The sequence below is a fragment of the Streptacidiphilus sp. MAP12-20 genome (assembly GCF_041262525.1).
Taxonomy (GTDB): Bacteria; Actinomycetota; Actinomycetes; order Streptomycetales; family Streptomycetaceae; genus Streptacidiphilus.
Genome location: NZ_JBGCCK010000004.1, coordinates 50,474 through 65,181, shown reverse-complemented (window position 1 = coordinate 65,181; position 14,708 = coordinate 50,474). Strand labels below are relative to the sequence as shown.

Annotated in this window: 13 protein-coding genes; 10 read left to right on the top strand and 3 right to left on the bottom strand. The window is 72.9% G+C overall.

Annotated elements, in window-relative coordinates:
* The first annotated feature begins 131 nt into the window (after positions 1 to 131).
* Positions 132 to 1,874, top strand: coding sequence for a diguanylate cyclase domain-containing protein (locus ABIA32_RS06440; RefSeq protein WP_370092878.1), 1,743 nt, complete (start codon positions 132 to 134; stop codon positions 1,872 to 1,874).
* A 118-nt stretch (positions 1,875 to 1,992) separates the two neighbouring features.
* The gene (locus ABIA32_RS06435) at positions 1,993 to 3,720 is read left to right on the top strand and encodes a hypothetical protein (protein WP_370092877.1); all 1,728 of its coding nucleotides are present in this window, start codon (positions 1,993 to 1,995) and stop codon (positions 3,718 to 3,720) included.
* A 133-nt stretch (positions 3,721 to 3,853) separates the two neighbouring features.
* Here ABIA32_RS06435 and fdhD read toward each other — a convergent pair whose 3' ends face one another.
* Positions 3,854 to 4,672: a formate dehydrogenase accessory sulfurtransferase FdhD gene (gene fdhD / locus ABIA32_RS06430; RefSeq protein WP_370092876.1), complete on the bottom strand. Its 819-nt coding sequence runs from the start codon at positions 4,670 to 4,672 to the stop codon at positions 3,854 to 3,856.
* Positions 4,673 to 4,920: 248 nt separating this feature from the next.
* Here fdhD and hutH point away from each other — a divergent pair, with 248 nt between their 5' ends.
* From hutH to ABIA32_RS06405, 5 genes are all read left to right on the top strand, one after another.
* The gene (gene hutH, locus ABIA32_RS06425; RefSeq protein ID WP_370092874.1) at positions 4,921 to 6,498 is read left to right on the top strand and encodes a histidine ammonia-lyase; all 1,578 of its coding nucleotides are present in this window, start codon (positions 4,921 to 4,923) and stop codon (positions 6,496 to 6,498) included.
* 119 nt (positions 6,499 to 6,617) lie between these two features.
* Positions 6,618 to 7,544 carry a MurR/RpiR family transcriptional regulator gene (locus tag ABIA32_RS06420; protein ID WP_370092873.1) on the top strand — a complete coding sequence of 309 codons (927 nt, stop codon included), beginning with the start codon at positions 6,618 to 6,620 and terminating at the stop codon, positions 7,542 to 7,544.
* 152 nt (positions 7,545 to 7,696) lie between these two features.
* Positions 7,697 to 7,870, top strand: a complete 174-nt coding sequence (locus ABIA32_RS06415; protein ID WP_370092872.1) for a hypothetical protein — start codon at positions 7,697 to 7,699, stop codon at positions 7,868 to 7,870.
* 133 nt (positions 7,871 to 8,003) lie between these two features.
* Complete coding sequence (locus ABIA32_RS06410) at positions 8,004 to 8,558, top strand: hypothetical protein (RefSeq protein ID WP_370092871.1); 555 nt, start codon at positions 8,004 to 8,006, stop codon at positions 8,556 to 8,558.
* 50 nt (positions 8,559 to 8,608) lie between these two features.
* Positions 8,609 to 9,535 (top strand): hypothetical protein, encoded by a 927-nt coding sequence (locus ABIA32_RS06405; protein ID WP_370092870.1) that lies wholly within the window; start codon positions 8,609 to 8,611, stop codon positions 9,533 to 9,535.
* A gap of 50 nt (positions 9,536 to 9,585) precedes the next feature.
* On the opposite strand, the gene ABIA32_RS06400 is transcribed toward ABIA32_RS06405, so the two are convergent.
* Complete coding sequence (locus ABIA32_RS06400; protein ID WP_370092869.1) at positions 9,586 to 9,777, bottom strand: SHOCT domain-containing protein; 192 nt, start codon at positions 9,775 to 9,777, stop codon at positions 9,586 to 9,588.
* A 5-nt stretch (positions 9,778 to 9,782) separates the two neighbouring features.
* A complete protein-coding gene (locus ABIA32_RS06395; RefSeq protein WP_370092868.1) occupies positions 9,783 to 10,211 on the bottom strand; it encodes a DUF6325 family protein in 429 nt (142 codons plus the stop codon).
* A gap of 152 nt (positions 10,212 to 10,363) precedes the next feature.
* On the opposite strand from ABIA32_RS06395, the gene hutU reads away from it, so the two are divergent.
* The 3 genes from hutU (at position 10,364) to ABIA32_RS06380 (ending at position 14,680) form a co-directional block, all read left to right on the top strand.
* A complete protein-coding gene (hutU, locus tag ABIA32_RS06390; protein WP_370092867.1) occupies positions 10,364 to 12,034 on the top strand; it encodes a urocanate hydratase in 1,671 nt (556 codons plus the stop codon).
* 61 nt (positions 12,035 to 12,095) lie between these two features.
* Positions 12,096 to 13,286, top strand: a complete 1,191-nt coding sequence (locus tag ABIA32_RS06385; RefSeq protein WP_370093153.1) for an allantoate amidohydrolase — start codon at positions 12,096 to 12,098, stop codon at positions 13,284 to 13,286.
* Positions 13,277 to 14,680, top strand: a complete 1,404-nt coding sequence (locus tag ABIA32_RS06380) for a formimidoylglutamate deiminase (RefSeq protein ID WP_370092866.1) — start codon at positions 13,277 to 13,279, stop codon at positions 14,678 to 14,680. The genes ABIA32_RS06385 and ABIA32_RS06380 overlap by 10 nt, the downstream gene beginning before the upstream one ends.
* Positions 14,681 to 14,708 lie beyond the last annotated feature (28 nt).

Here is a 14,708-nt window from a genome sequence, read left to right as displayed (position 1 = left end):
GACTCGGATGGAGCAGTGTCGCGTCCGGATCACGGTAGCAGCGAGCCCCGACGGCTCAGCAGCCTGCAGGTTATTTGTCCCGTTTGTCCGTAGGCTGGACACGGAGCAGGCACCAGCGACGGAGGAGCACCGTGCAGGCCAGTGAGGAGACCACCGGGACCGCCGCGACCGGCGTCGCGGACGCGCGGCTGCGTGCGGTGGTCGGGTTGGCGCAGGCGATGGCGGCCGCGCCCGACGCGCGGGGCGCCGCGCAGGTCGGGGCCGGGCGGGCGCGGGGCGCGCTGGACGCGGACTTCGCCGCGATCTCGGTCTGGGAGCGCGAGCGCGGCCGGCTACGGGTGCTGGTCAACGACGGACTGCTCGCGCCCGGCGAGGAGGCGCTGCCGGAGGACGAGTCCTACCCGCTCGGCGAGTACCCGGAGATCGCCCAGTTCCTGGCCCAACGCGGCCTCGGCGAGCTGTTCGCCCCGGACGGGCTGCCGCGGGCCTGGGTGCAGAGCGCCGAGGGCGGCGCCAGCAACGGGCCCGCCTGCCGCGCCCGCGCTGCCTCGCTGCGGCGGCGCGGACGCGCCTGCTGCCTGGTCGCGCCGATCCTCCTCGGCGGACGGGCCTGGGGTGAGCTCTACCTGGCCAGGGTTGCCGGAAAGTCCGACTTCGACGACGAGGAGGCGGAGTTCGGCACCGTGCTGGCCGCCCAGATCTCCGCCGGCCTGGCCCAGAGCGAGCGGCTGGAGGAGGTGAGCCGGCTCGCCTTCACCGACCCGCTGACCGGGCTCGCCAACCGCCGCGCCATCGACGCCCGGCTGGACGCCGCGCTGGAGGAGCACCGCGCCGAGGACACCGTCGTCTCCCTCGTCGTCTGCGACGTCAACGGCCTCAAGCGGGTCAACGACGAGAAGGGTCACGAGTTCGGGGACCGACTGCTCGAACAGTTCGCCAACCAGCTCTCGCTCTGCGGCGCGATGCTGCCCGGCGCGGTGGTCGGGCGGCTCGGCGGCGACGAGTTCTGCCTCGTCTCGGCCGGACCCAGCGCCGACGAGGTGGTCAGGGTCGCCGAGGAGCTGTGCGCGCAGGCACTGACGCTCGATCAGGGCGAGGGCGTGGCCTGCGGGGTGGCCTCCACCGGTGACCCGATCGGCCCGGTCACCACGGCCGACCGGCTCTTCCGCCTGGCCGACGCGGCGCAGTACCGGGCCAAGTCGGGCCCGGCCGCCCACCCGGTCGTCGCCGGACGCGGCAGCCTGCCCGACCCGACGGTCAGTCTGGTCGACGCCGGACCGAAGCCCGGCCCCGCCGGCCGCCGCACCGAGCGCCGTCGCTTCCGCGGCGCCCGGCACACCGCCGACCCCGGGCAACTGCTGGCCGCCACCCTCGCCGTGCTCGACGAACGCCCGCACCCCGCCGACACCCTCGGCCGCCTGGAGGCGGTGGCCGAGACCGTCGCGCAGCTGCTGGACGCGGTCGCCTGGTGGGTCTCCTACGTCCCTCCCGGCTCCGGTCGGATGCAGACCGCGCGCTACGGCATCCGCCGGATGACGCGCGGCCCCGGCAGCACCCGCGCCCAGGTCCAGCGCGCGGTCAACGAGGCCCCGGACGCGGTCTTCGACCTGGCCGCGTACCCGCTCACCATGACGGCCATCCGCGGCGGCTGCTTCGGGCTGCGCACGGGCGTGCCGGGCAACGACCCGGCGGAGGAGGCGGTGCTGGTCGTCGGCGGCTACCGGGCGATGGTCGCGGCGGGCGGGTCGAATCCGGCGGGCAGCTGGCTGGTCGAGCTCTTCGCGGACGAGTCGACGCTCTCCCTGGCGGGCGTCGGCCCGACGCTGCGCGCGCTCGTCGCCGTGGCGCTCGCCGGACCGCCCAGCCCGCCGTGAGGCGACGGCACAGCTGAAGGTCGCTCAACTCTGATGCCGCCCGACCCGCGTTGACGCGGCGCCGCGGGCTCGATCATGCTGTGCCTCTCACACGACGACTCGGGGGAGTTGACACCGCATGGTGGCCACCACGGACGCGACCGCTCCAGGCTGGATCGATTTCCACGCCGGGCCGCCCGGCGGGAACGCGACCCGCCACCTGCAGGCCGCCGCGTACCTCAATCGCGAGTTCCGCGACCGCGTCATCACCGAGCTCGTCGAGGAACGCCACCGCGTCCCGGCCCCCGCGCCGGGGACGGACACCGGCGCCGTGCTGATGGAGTGCCTGCGCGCCCGCCGCCACACGCTCTGGGCGGCACTGGCCTGCTTCGTGGTGCTGCTGGTCGGCTCGGCGTTCAGCCGGACCGGCGCGGCGGTCAGCCTGACGGCCGTGCTGAGCGTGCTGTTCTACGGCGGACTGGCACGGCTGGTGGTGGCCCTGGCTGTGCGGGTCTTCCCGGCCCTGGACACCCCGGCGCGGCGGGCGACGTTGCGCCGCGCCGCGCTGGCCGTGCTGGTGCTGGGCTTCTCCGCGATGTGGGCGGCGATCGTCGCCGCGCTGGCGACGGCGTCGTCGAGCGACTCCGGCCCCTTCGGCGGGGGAGGCTTTCTGGGCAGCTCGAACGGCTACGGCCCCTACCCGGGCTACGACCGCTACGCGAGCGGCTCCGACACCAGCGGCCTCAGCTGGCAGGTGCCGCTCGCGATGCTCGCGCTCTGGATCCTGATCGGCACCCTGGCCCGCTTCCTGCGCCACCAGCGGCTCGCGGTCATCGGCGACCAGAAGTCCGCGGAGCCCGGCGGCCAACCGCCCGCCTCGCTGCGGCAGGTCTTTCAGCGGCTGCGCAGCGGCGCCCCCGAGGCCGAGACGGTCTACGGGGACTTCGAGCCCTTCGTCGGCTCGGGTGTGGCCCGGGAGGAGTGGGCCGTCAGCGCCGAGCTGCGCCCGGCCTCCGTCGAGACGCCCCCCGGTACGCTCGCCGTGCCGCAGGCGCACGAGTTTGTCACCGCCTGGCTGCGCGGACTGGCGTCGGGCACGGCGTACCAGGGCGACGCACTCCACAGCGTGACGGTCCAGGACCGGGTCTTCCGCTCCGGCCTGCGGGTGGAGCCGCACGAGCACTGGTTCGGCGGGCTCTCGCCCGAGGACCAGGACGGCCGCCGGGTGCTGCAGGCGGACTGGGTGCGCGAGATGGACGAGACGGCGCACCCGCGGCTGCGGCACTACGTCGAGGCGCGGGCCGAGCTGTGGCACGGGCAGGTCGTCGCCTCGACCTTCGTCCGCGTCACGCTGCAGGGGCACCAGCTGTATGTCGAGGGCCTGGAGTACCTGCTCCCGCCGGTGGACGAGCGTTACCGCACGGTGGACATGCTGCTGCCTCCGGACGGCTTCGACCTGCTGCGCGCGTTCTGGGCGGCGACGACCAACCTGGGCCGTGACTTCGCCGATTACACCCTGCAGGTGGGCTCGACGGTGCGCTCCCTGGTCCGCGGCTGGCTGCGCCGCCGCTGGCGCGAGCGGATGCTGAGCCACGGCCGCAAGGTGCAGCACGCTCCGCGGGTGAGCGTGCGGGAGCTGGGTGCGGACGACCGCTACGAGGTGCTCTTCCAGCATCTTGACGCGCAGCGGGTCTGGGCGGCGGTGCGGGAGCGGACGCTGGCGGCGGTGGTGGCCCTGCTGAAGCAGGAGGGCTACGACACCACGGAGATCGAGGCCTCGGTCCGCCACCTCCGCGAATCCAGCGGCCTCGGCGCGGAGCGCGCCCGCCACGCGACCGTCCCGGTCGCCCGCCTCGGTACGAGCTGACGTTCAGTTGCAACTCCCCAGGGGCGCGGGGAACTGCGCGAGAAACCACCCTGTGCGGATGGCCCTGCTCGCTCGGATCAGTACCTGCGTGGGTGGCTTGTCGCGCAGTTCCTCGCGCCCCTGGATAGTGCAACTAAGCGATGCGGTGAGCGCCCGCGTAGACGTTTGCAGAGCGCCCGCGGAGGAAGCCGATCAGCGTGAGGCCGGATTCCTCGGCGAGGTCCACCGCGAGTGCGCTCGGCGCGGAGACCGCGGCCATCAGCGGGATGCCCGCCATCGCCGCCTTCTGCGCCAGCTCGAAGGACGCGCGCCCGCTCACCATCAGCAGATGCTCGTGCAGCGGCAGCAGTCCCTCCCGCAGGGCCCAGCCGATGACCTTGTCCACCGCGTTGTGGCGGCCCACGTCCTCGCGGACGCAGAGCAAGCGGCCGTCCGCCGTGAAGAGGCCCGCCGCGTGCAGGCCGCCCGTCGCGTCGAAGCCGCGCTGCGCCGCGCGGAGCGTGTCGGGGAGGGAGTAGAGGAGGTCCGGGGTGACCGTGAGCGGGTCGAGGGCGAGGTCGTAGGGGAGGCGCTTGCGGACCGCGTCCACCGTCTCCGCGCCGCAGAGGCCGCACGCGCTGCTGGTCAGCAGCGAGCGGTAGGCGGAGACCGGGACGGTTTCCGGGCGGGCCACCCGGGCGTCCACGACGTTGTAGGTGTTGATGCCCTCCGCGTTCGTCCCCGCGCAGTAGCGCAGGGCCGGAAGGTCCTCGCCGGTGGCGACGATGCCCTCGGCGACCAGGTAGCCCGCGACCAGGTCGAAGTCGTGGCCGGGCGTGCGCATGGTGACCGTCAGTGCGCGGCCGCCGACGCGCATCTCCAGCGGCTCCTCCGCCGCCAGCGCGTCGGGGCGCGCGTCGCGGCGCCCGTCCCGCAGGCGGACCACACGGCGGCGTTCGGTCACCCGGCCCATGCCGGTCCTCCGGTCCCTCGTTCGGCTCTGTCCTGACCACGGTACCTGCCGCCGGCGGGGTGACTGTCGGGGCCGAGCACGGCTGAACGACAGTCATATCCCGCCATGATCGGATCCAGTCGCCGCGTTTGACCCGCTGGTCCAGGCGCTGCGGAGGCGCCGGTCGGGAAGGGGCTGAAGGAGAGGCCGACGGATCGGTCCCGGCTCTGCTGTTGTCATAGAGCCATTCACGTGATGAGATTCCGTATATGGATATGCAGAACGTCGAGAACGTCGTCGTGATCGGCAAGGCCAACGTGGGCCCGGCCGACGTCATCGCGGTCGCGCGCGGCAACGCGCGCATCGAGCTCTCCGCCGACTCGGTCGCCGAGATGACCGCCTCGCGCGCGCGGATCGACGCGCTGGCCGCCGAGCCGCGCCCGGTCTACGGGGTGTCCACCGGCTTCGGCGCGCTCGCCGTCCGGCACATCAGCCCGGAGCTCCGCGCCCAGCTCCAGCGCTCGCTGGTCCGCTCGCACGCGGCCGGCATGGGCCCGCAGGTCGAGCGCGAGGTCACCCGCGCGCTGATGCTGCTGCGCCTGAAGACCCTCGCCTCCGGCCGCACCGGCGTCCGCCCGGTCGTCGCCGAGACGATGGCCGCGCTGCTCAACGCCCAGATCACGCCGGTCGTGCACGAGTTCGGCTCGCTCGGCTGCTCCGGCGACCTGGCCCCGCTCTCCCACTGCGCGCTCGCGCTGATGGGCGAGGGCCTGGCCTACGGCCCCGACGGCGAGGTCCGCGAGACCGGCGAGCTGCTCGCCGCCGCCGGCATCACCCCGATCGAGCTCGCCGAGAAGGAGGGCCTGGCCCTCATCAACGGCACCGACGGCATGCTCGGCATGCTGGTGATGGCCTGCGCCGACCTCGGCCGCCTCTTCACCGTCGCCGACATCACCGCCGCCATGTCGCTGGAGGCGCTGCTCGGCACCGAGAAGGTGCTCCAGCCCGAGCTGCACGCGATCCGCCCGCACCCCGGCCAGGCCGCGTCCGCCGCCAACATGTTCAAGGTGCTGGAGGGCTCCGGCCTCACCGGCCACCACCAGGACGACGCGCCGCGCGTCCAGGACGCCTACTCGATCCGCTGCGCCCCGCAGGTCGCCGGCGCGGGCCGCGACACGCTGACCCACGCCCAGTTGGTCGCCGACCGCGAGCTCGCGGCCGCCGTCGACAACCCGGTCGTGCTGCCCGACGGCCGCGTCGAGTCGAACGGCAACTTCCACGGCGCGCCCGTCGCCTACGTGCTCGACTTCCTGGCCATCGCCGCCGCCGACCTCGGCTCGATCGCCGAGCGCCGCACGGACCGGCTGCTGGACAAGAACCGCTCGCACGGCCTGCCGCCGTTCCTGGCCGACGACCCGGGCCTGGACTCCGGCCTGATGATCGCCCAGTACACGCAGGCCGCGCTGGTCAGCGAGAACAAGCGGCTCGCCGTCCCGGCCTCGGTCGACTCCATCCCCTCCTCGGCGATGCAGGAGGACCACGTCTCCATGGGCTGGTCCGCCGCGCGCAAGCTGCGTCAGGCCGTGGACAACCTGGCCCGGGTGCTGGCCGTCGAGCTCGTCGCCTCGGCGCGGGCGCTGGAGATCCGCACCTACAGCCACACCGGCGAGGGCGCCAGCCCGCTCGCCCCGGCCACGGCCGCGGCGGTCGCCGCCGCGCGTGCGGCGGGCGTGGCGGGTCCGGGCCCGGACCGCTTCCTGGCCCCCGACCTGGAGGCCGCGTACCAGTTCGTCCGCAGCGGCGGCCTCGTGACAGCCGTCGAGTCGGTCACCGGCCCGCTGGCCTGACCCTGGCCTGTGGGGGCTGAGCTGGTCATTCGTCCGGTGGGCGAGAAGGTACTTGCCGACTCTGCATGCGTTCATGCACAGTCGGCACCTACTGAATCGCCCGCCCGTTGGAGGCGCAGATGAGCGTGACACCGCCCCAGACGGCCGAGGCCCCCACACTGCTGGAGGCACCGCAGGCCAGCGGGCCGTCCAGCAGGCTGCTGCGCCTCTTCGAGGGCTACCGGCTGACGCCGACTCAGCGCCGGATCGCCCACTGCCTGGTCAGGAACGCCGCCGAGGCGCCGTTCCTGTCCAGCGTCGAGGTCGCCGAGCTGGCCGGCGTCAGCCAGCCCTCGGTCACCCGCTTCGCCGTCGCGCTCGGCTTCGACGGCTACCCGGCGCTCCGCCGCCAGCTGCGCGAACTCGGGCTCGCCGAGCCGGGGGAGGGCGGGGGCGCGTCCGGCGGCGTCCGGGAGACGCCCGGCGAGGTGGTCCGCAACGAGCAGCAGCAGGCGGTGCTCTCCGAGATCGCCAACCTGCAGCATCTGGCCGCTGTGCTGGCCGACCCCGAGCCGGTGCTGCACGCGGCCCGCGTGCTGGCCGCGTCCCGCCCGCTGCCGGTCCTCGGCCTGCGGGCGGCCTCCGCGCAGGCGCACGGTTTCGCGTACTTCGCGGCGAAGGTCCACCCGGACGTCCGGCTGCTCGACGAGGGCGGCAGCATGCTGCTCGACCGCATAGAACAGGCCCGCCAGGCGGGCGCGACGGCCCTGATCTGCTTCGCCCTCCCGCGCTACCCGCGCGAGGTGATGGAGGCCCTGACCGCGGCGAAGGCTGCCGGCATGACCGTGGTGACGGTCGCCGACAGCGCGTTCGCGCCGGTGGCGGCGGTCTCGGACGTGATGCTCCCGGCGGCGGTCGGCTCCAGCCTGGTCTTCGACACGGCCTGCGCGCCGATGATGCTGGGGCGCGTGCTGCTCCAGGCGATGTGCGACGAACTCCCGGGCTCGGTCCAGCGCCTGGAGGACTTCGAGCAGGCCGCGACGACGCGCGGGCTCTTCTTGGGCTGAGGCACCTGAGAACCACCAGGGGCGCGAGGAACTGCGCGACAAGCCACCCTCGCAGGGACTGATCCGAACGGGCAGGGCCATCCGCCCCGGGTGGTTTCTCGCGCAGTTCCTCGCGCCCCTTGCGGGGCCCGCGCAGCGGGTAGCCTCGCGGGATGCGTGAAGTCATAGACGTGGGTGAGCTGGCTGACCACTGTGACAACGACTCACTCGTGCTCTGGACAGCTCAGGGCCTGCGCGGGCGGGGTCGCGCCTGGGTGGGGGAGGACGCCGCGATCGCCGCCCCCTCGTCTCGGCCGCCCTCGCCGACCACGCGGCCGTGGGCCTGATGGTCGAGGACTGGAACACCCCCGCCCGCCGCGTCTACGAACGCCTCGGCCTCCACCACCGCCCGGTCTCGGCGGCGGCTTTCGACTGACCGCACCCAAGACAATTCTCATCTGTTGGCGCTATCGTCCCGCCATGCTGCGTGGGACCTATGCGCGCGCCCGGGTCGTCGTGATCATGGGCACTGTTGCGCGCACGCTGATGTGGATCGGGGCGGTGGGCGCTCTCTGTGGGCTGCTCATCCCGAGTCTGACCGGGCTCGGCCGGGGCGCGCTGATCGGCGCCGGGCTGTTCGTCGTGGGTGTCCTGGCCGGGGCGCTCCAGCGGCGGCGCTGGTACGCCGGGCGGGCGCGGGACGCGGGGAAGGCCGCGTTCGCTATCACGCTGGAGCCGCCGCAGGAGACGCGGCAGCGGCTGGCGCGCGGACACGCGCTCTGGCTGCTGATCGGCATCAGCGCGACCGCTGCGCTCGGCGTCGTCGCAGGCCCGGCGGCGGGGCTGGCCGTTCTCGGCTACGGCCTCGGCGTGCAGGTGGGGGCGCTGGCCCTGGCCCGTTGGGAGCGGCGCGAGGAGAAACTGCTCTGGTCCCGCACGGACGACGGCCGCCTGCTGGGCCGGCGCGGCAAGGTCGGCGACTTCGTCACCACCGGACCGGCCGCCGGCAACGTCAAGGCGATCGTCCACGGCTGAACCAGCTCTGCGTTAGAGTCCCTCCTCGTCACGGGGAGGGATGGCCAGACATGGTGCGGCATGGGGACGCGCAGGACGAGGACGCGCGGCAGTGGAGTGAGGTGCATCTGCCGGAGCTGACGCCGGAGCGGGTGAAGTCGCTCAAGCGGGCCGGATTCCAGGCCGACAAGCTGCGCCACCTCGCGGCGACGAAGTACGGGCGTTCGCTCGTCGTGAGCGTGCTGATCTGCTTCACCGACGCCTACCCGCAGGCGGCGACGACCGCGGACATCGCCCGCGCGGGCGAGGCCGGCCGCATGATCACGACGCGGAGCGCGGCGGAGTTCGAAAAGGCCCTGGCCGCCCACGGCCTGCACTCGCACGGAACGCCGGTCCCGAGCCCGGACAAGCGTCCCGCGCGGGTGACCGGCGGCTACACCACGCGAACGCGGTGGTGGCTGGGCTGGCTGCTGATCGGCTTTCTCGCGATCGCGCTGACGAGCGGCGTCGCGGCGCTGGACCTCGGCTTCGGCGCGGTCTTCGGCGGGATCTGGCTGATCTTCGGCTTCGCGGTGATCGTCCGCCGTACGGTCTACGGCGGCGCGCCGGTCCCGAAGCGGGTGAGTCGGACGTACGCGCTGGCCGCGCTGGGCTTCCTGGTGGCCTCGGTCGGCGCGGCGGACGCGGTGATGGTGCTGGCCGGCGCGCAGGGCGTCGGCGCGATCGACACCGAGCGGCGGGAGACCGGCAGCCACAACACGCCGTACTGGGTCTGCACGGTGCGGGAGCCGGACGGCAACTACGCCGACCTCTGGGGCGGCCGCGCCTGCCCCGATCCGTACGGCACCCCGGTCAGCATGGTCTACATGCCCAATGACGCCGCCGGCGTCTGGCGCCCCATCCTCGGCACGGACGCTTCGCTGGCCCCGATGGTCGCCCTCTGGGGGATCGGCACCCTGGCGGGCTGCGGCCTCCTCATCCGCGCCGCGACCTTTTAGTCTTAGGGCCAGTTGCAACTTCCCCGCGCCCCTGGAGGTGCAACCAGAGGTCAGCTCAAGAGTCTGGCCTTGGCCGCGGTGAACTCCTCCCGGGTGAGGACGCCCTGCTGGACCATCTCGCCCAGCTGAGCCAGCTTTGACGCCACGTCATTCGTCAGCGGCGTAGCGATCAGCGCTCCGCGCAGCAGCGGTGCGCCCACCGGGCGTCGCATCAGAACCGGTCGCATCGGTCGCACGAACATGGCCTTTACCTCTCCGTATTCACAAGTGCCTGCCGAGCCTCGGCCACGTGCTCGGGCGGGATCCTGACCGAGGCCGCCACGCGGCCGTTCGCCTCGCGGAAGGCGGCCACCGCCTCCGCCGCCCAGACGTGCTCCACGAGCAGCAGCAGCGCGCACGAACCGGGTTCGAGCAGTTCCCCGGCCTCCGCCGCGTCCTCCTCGCCCATCAGGCTGGTCTCCGGAGTCGCGTCCGGGTCCGGGTCCAGCGCGGCCTTGAGCTCCTCCTGGTCCGTCAGCTCGGACGCGCTGACCGTGCCGTCCGCCGCCTTGGTCACCAGCAGCGAGTCGATGAGCCGCACGCCGCCTGCCCGCCGCAGCGCATTCAGTGGAGCAACGACGTCCGTGCCGACCTGCTCGCCCGGGAAGGCGAGAACCAGGAATTCCACCGGTCCCACGTCGGTCTCCTCTCGGTTGTCCGTGTCAGCATAGGTGCGAAATCGGAATGAAAAGGACATAGGAGACAGGCACCCCCTGGTGGCGAGCTGAATGAACGGCTATCTTCAATCTCGTCACTACTGAATGGATCCATCCAAGGAGGACGGAAGCCATGGCGCAGCAGCAGAGCGGCCCTCGCACGGTCCGTGCCGCACGCGGCACTACCCTCAGCACTTTGGGCTGGCAGCAGGAGGCCGCCCTGCGCATGCTGAACAACAATCTCGACCCGGAGGTCGCCGAGCACCCCGAGAAGCTCGTGGTCTACGGCGGGACCGGCAAGGCCGCCCGTGACTGGCGTTCCTACGACGCAATGGTCCGAACCCTGCAGACCCTGAAGCAGGACGAGACCATGCTGGTCCAGTCCGGCCGTCCGGTCGGCGTCATGCAGACGCACGAGTGGGCGCCGCGGGTGCTGATCGCGAACTCCAACCTGGTCGGCGACTGGGCCAACTGGGAGGAGTTCCGGCGGCTGGAGAACCTCGGTCTCACGATGTACGGCCAGATGACGGCCGGCTCGTGGATCTACATCGGCACGCAGGGCATTCTCCAGGGCACCTACGAGACCTTCGCCGCCGTCGCGGCCAAGCGCTTCAACGGGACCCTCGCCGGGACGATCACGCTCACCGCCGGTCTCGGTGGCATGGGTGGCGCGCAGCCGCTCGCGGTCACGATGAACGACGGCGTCGCGATCTGCATCGACTGCGACCCGTCCCGTATCTCCCGCCGGATCGAGCACCGCTACCTGGACGTGGAGGCGAAGGACCTCAAGCACGCGCTGGAGTTGGCGGTCGAGGCCCGCGACGCGCGCAAGCCGCTCTCCATCGGTCTGCTCGGCAACGCCGCCGAGCTGGTCCCGGCGATGCTGGCGATGGACGCGCCGATCGACATCGTCACCGACCAGACCAGCGCGCACGACCCGCTGGCCTACCTGCCCCTCGGTGTCGACTTCGACGACATGGCCGCCTACGCGGCCGAGAAGCCGGCCGAGTTCACCGAGCGTTCGCGCGAAGCGATGGCCAAGCACGTCGAGGCGATGGTCGGTTTCATGGACAAGGGTGCCGAGGTCTTCGACTACGGCAACTCGATCCGCGGCGAGGCCCAGCTCGCGGGCTACTCCCGGGCGTTCGACTTCCCCGGCTTCGTGCCCGCCTACATCCGCCCCCTGTTCTGCGAAGGCAAGGGCCCGTTCCGCTGGGCCGCGCTCTCCGGCGACCCGCAGGACATCGCCAAGACCGACAAGGCGATCCTGGAGCTCTTCCCGGAGAACGAGTCGCTGGCTCGCTGGATGAAGATGGCCGGCGAGCGGGTCCACTTCCAGGGTCTGCCCGCGCGGATCTGCTGGCTCGGTTACGGCGAGCGGGACAAGGCCGGTGAGCGCTTCAACGACATGGTCGCCTCCGGCGAGCTGGCCGCGCCGATCGTGATCGGTCGTGACCATCTCGACTGCGGTTCGGTCGCGTCCCCGTACCGGGAGACCGAGGCCATGCTGGACGGCTCGGACGCGATCGCGGACTGGCCGCTGCTGAACGCCATGGTCAACGTGGCCTCCGGCGCGTCCTGGGTCTCCATCCACCACGGCGGCGGCGTCGGCATCGGCCGCTCGATCCACGCGGGTCAGGTCACGGTCGCGGACGGCACGAAGCTGGCGGGCGAGAAGATCCGCCGGGTGCTCACCAACGACCCGGGCATGGGCGTCATCCGCCACGTCGACGCGGGCTACGACCTCGCCGCGGACGTCGCGGACGAGCGCGGTGTGCGCGTGCCGATGCGCGAGGGTGAGTGACCTCGCGATGACGAAGGCTTACGAGGAGGAGCTCGGCGACGCCGCGGACGGCTACCGCCTGATGTGGGACGAGCTCCTCCCCGTCGGCCGCTACCAGGCGTCCGGCGGCTACCGTCGGCACGCCTGGACCAGCGCCGACGCCGAGTGCCGCGCGTGGTTCGAGGAGCAGGCCGGCAAGCGCGGCTTGACCTACGAGGTGGACCGCAACGGCAACCAGTGGGCCTGGTACGGAGATCCGGAAGGTGAAGGGGCCATCGTCACCGGCTCCCACCTGGACTCCGTCCCGGACGGCGGCGCCTACGACGGGCCGCTGGGCGTCATCTCCTCCTTCTCGGCGCTCGACGCGCTGCGCGCGCGGGGGGTGCGTCCGACGCGGCCGATCGCGCTGACCAACTTCGTGGACGAGGAGGGCGCGCGCTTCGGCGTCGCCTGCGTCGGTTCCCGGTTGACGGCGGGCGTGCTGACGCAGGACCAGGCGTACAAGCTGCGCGACGCCGACGGCGTCTGGCTGCCGGACGCGATGGAGGCGGCCGGGCAGGACCCGGCCGCGATCGGGAAGGACGCGGCGCGGCTCGCTCGCGTCGGCGCCTACGTCGAGCTGCACGTGGAGCAGGGCCGGTTCCTGGCCGACACCCCGAACGCGGTGGGCGTCGCCTCCTCGATCTGGCCGCACGGGCGGTGGCGCTTCGACTTCCACGGCGAGGCCAACCACGCCGGGACGACGCGCCTGGAGGACCGGCGCGATCCGATGCTCACCTACGCGAACACCGTTCTCGCGGCGCGGAAGAAGGCACGGCTCGCGGGCGCGCTCGCCACCTTCGGCAAGGTGAACGTGGAGCCCAACGGCACCAACGCGATCGCCTCGCTGGTACGCGGCTGGCTCGACTCGCGTGCGGCGGACGAGGCCACGCTGACGGCGCTCGTCGAGGAGATCAGCTCGGCCGCCCGTGAGCGGGCGGAGCGCGACGGCGTGCGGGCGGAGATCGTGCGCGAGTCGTACACGCCGGTCGTCGACTTCGACGCGCCGCTGCGCGACGAGCTCGTCGCGGTGCTCGGCCCGGACACCCCGGTGCTGCCGACCGGGGCAGGCCACGACGCCGGGATCCTCTCCTCGGCGATCCCGACTGCGATGCTGTTCGTGCGGAACCCCACGGGCGTCTCCCACTCGCCCGCCGAGTCGGCGGAGGAGCCCGACTGCCTGGCCGGGGTCGCCGCGCTGGCCAAGGTACTGGAGGCGTTGGCATGTCGTTGAGTGACCCAGTGGCGAGTGAGCCAGTGGTGCGCGAGCCCGGGTCGAGTGTCTTCTGGGCCCCGCACGCCTGGCTGCGTCGCGAGGGCGGGTCGATGCCCGCCGTCGAGGACGCGGTCAGGATCGAGGTGGACGCGACGGGCCGGATCAGCTCGCTCACCCCGGACAGCGGCCCCGCGCCGGCGGGCGCGACCGTGCTCACCGGGCTGGCCCTGCCCGGCACCGCCAACGCCCACTCGCACGCCTTCCACCGCGCGCTGCGCGGCACCGTGCAGGTGGGCAGCGGCACCTTCTGGACCTGGCGCGACACCATGTACCGGGCCGCCGACGCGCTCGACCCCGACAACTACCTCGCGCTCGCGACGGCGGTCTACGCGGAGATGGCCCTCGCGGGCGTCACCTCGGTGGGCGAGTTCCACTACGTCCACCACCAGATGGGCGGCGCGCCCTATGCGGACCCGAACGCGATGGGCGAGGCGCTGATCGAGGCGGCGTCGCGGGCCGGCATCCGGATCACGCTGCTGGACGCCTGCTACCTCTCCTCCGGCTTCGGCGAGCCGCCGAACCGGCACCAGGTGCGGTTCAGCGACGTCACGGCGGAGGCATGGGCGACGCGCGTGTCGCTGCTCAAGGATCGCGATCACGCGAAGATCGGTGCGGCGATCCACTCGGTGCGGGCGGTGCCCGCCGAGGAGCTCGGCACGGTCGCCGCCTGGGCGAAGGAGCGACGCGCGCCGCTGCATGTGCACCTCTCGGAGCAGGTCGCCGAGAACGAGGCCTGCCAGAGCGTCTACGGGCTGACGCCCACGCAGCTGCTCGCCCGCCACGGCGTCCTCGGCCCGCGTACGTCGGCCGTGCACGCGACCCATCTGACCAGCGAGGACCAGCGGCTGCTGACGGACACCTCCACGGTGATCTGCATGTGCCCCACGACCGAGCGGGACCTGGCCGACGGCATCGGCCCCGCCCGTCAGCTGGCGAGCGGCGGCTGCCCGATCTCGCTGGGCTCGGACAGCCACGCGGTGATCGACCTCTTCGAGGAGGCGCGGGCCCTGGAGCTGAACGAGCGTCTGGCGACGCAGCAGCGCGGCCACTGGACGGCGGCGGCGCTGCTGCGCGCCGCGACGGAGGACGGCCACGCGTCCCTGGGCTGGGACGAGGCCGGCCGCTTGGAGCGCGGGGCGCTCGCCGATTTCTGCACGGTGGCCCTGGACACGCCGCGCACGGCCGGGCCGGTGGCCCGACTCGGCGTGGAGACGGCGGTGTTCGCGGCGACGTCGGCGGATGTGCGGGACGTGGTCGTCGGCGGCCGGGTCGTGGTGCGGGACGGTGTGCATCTGGCTGTCCCCGAGACGGGCAAGGCGCTTCACCAGGCAATTGCCGCACTCAGAAGCTGAGAGGACCCCCAGGGGCGCGAGGAACTGC

Bases quoted from the DNA above. Each gene is read 5' to 3' on its own strand.
- hutH (WP_370092874.1), top strand. From the start codon at position 4,921: ATGGATATGCAGAACGTCGAGAACGTCGTCGTGATCGGCAAGGCCAAC.
- fdhD (WP_370092876.1), bottom strand. From the start codon at position 4,672: ATGGGCCGGGTGACCGAACGCCGCCGTGTGGTCCGCCTGCGGGACGGG.
- ABIA32_RS06385 (WP_370093153.1), top strand. From the start codon at position 12,096: ATGTGGGACGAGCTCCTCCCCGTCGGCCGCTACCAGGCGTCCGGCGGC.
- ABIA32_RS06420 (WP_370092873.1), top strand. From the start codon at position 6,618: ATGAGCGTGACACCGCCCCAGACGGCCGAGGCCCCCACACTGCTGGAG.
- ABIA32_RS06405 (WP_370092870.1), top strand. From the start codon at position 8,609: ATGGTGCGGCATGGGGACGCGCAGGACGAGGACGCGCGGCAGTGGAGT.
- ABIA32_RS06380 (WP_370092866.1), top strand. From the start codon at position 13,277: ATGTCGTTGAGTGACCCAGTGGCGAGTGAGCCAGTGGTGCGCGAGCCC.
- ABIA32_RS06400 (WP_370092869.1), bottom strand. From the start codon at position 9,777: ATGTTCGTGCGACCGATGCGACCGGTTCTGATGCGACGCCCGGTGGGC.
- hutU (WP_370092867.1), top strand. From the start codon at position 10,364: ATGGCGCAGCAGCAGAGCGGCCCTCGCACGGTCCGTGCCGCACGCGGC.
- ABIA32_RS06415 (WP_370092872.1), top strand. From the start codon at position 7,697: ATGCGTGAAGTCATAGACGTGGGTGAGCTGGCTGACCACTGTGACAAC.
- ABIA32_RS06435 (WP_370092877.1), top strand. From the start codon at position 1,993: ATGGTGGCCACCACGGACGCGACCGCTCCAGGCTGGATCGATTTCCAC.
- ABIA32_RS06410 (WP_370092871.1), top strand. From the start codon at position 8,004: ATGCTGCGTGGGACCTATGCGCGCGCCCGGGTCGTCGTGATCATGGGC.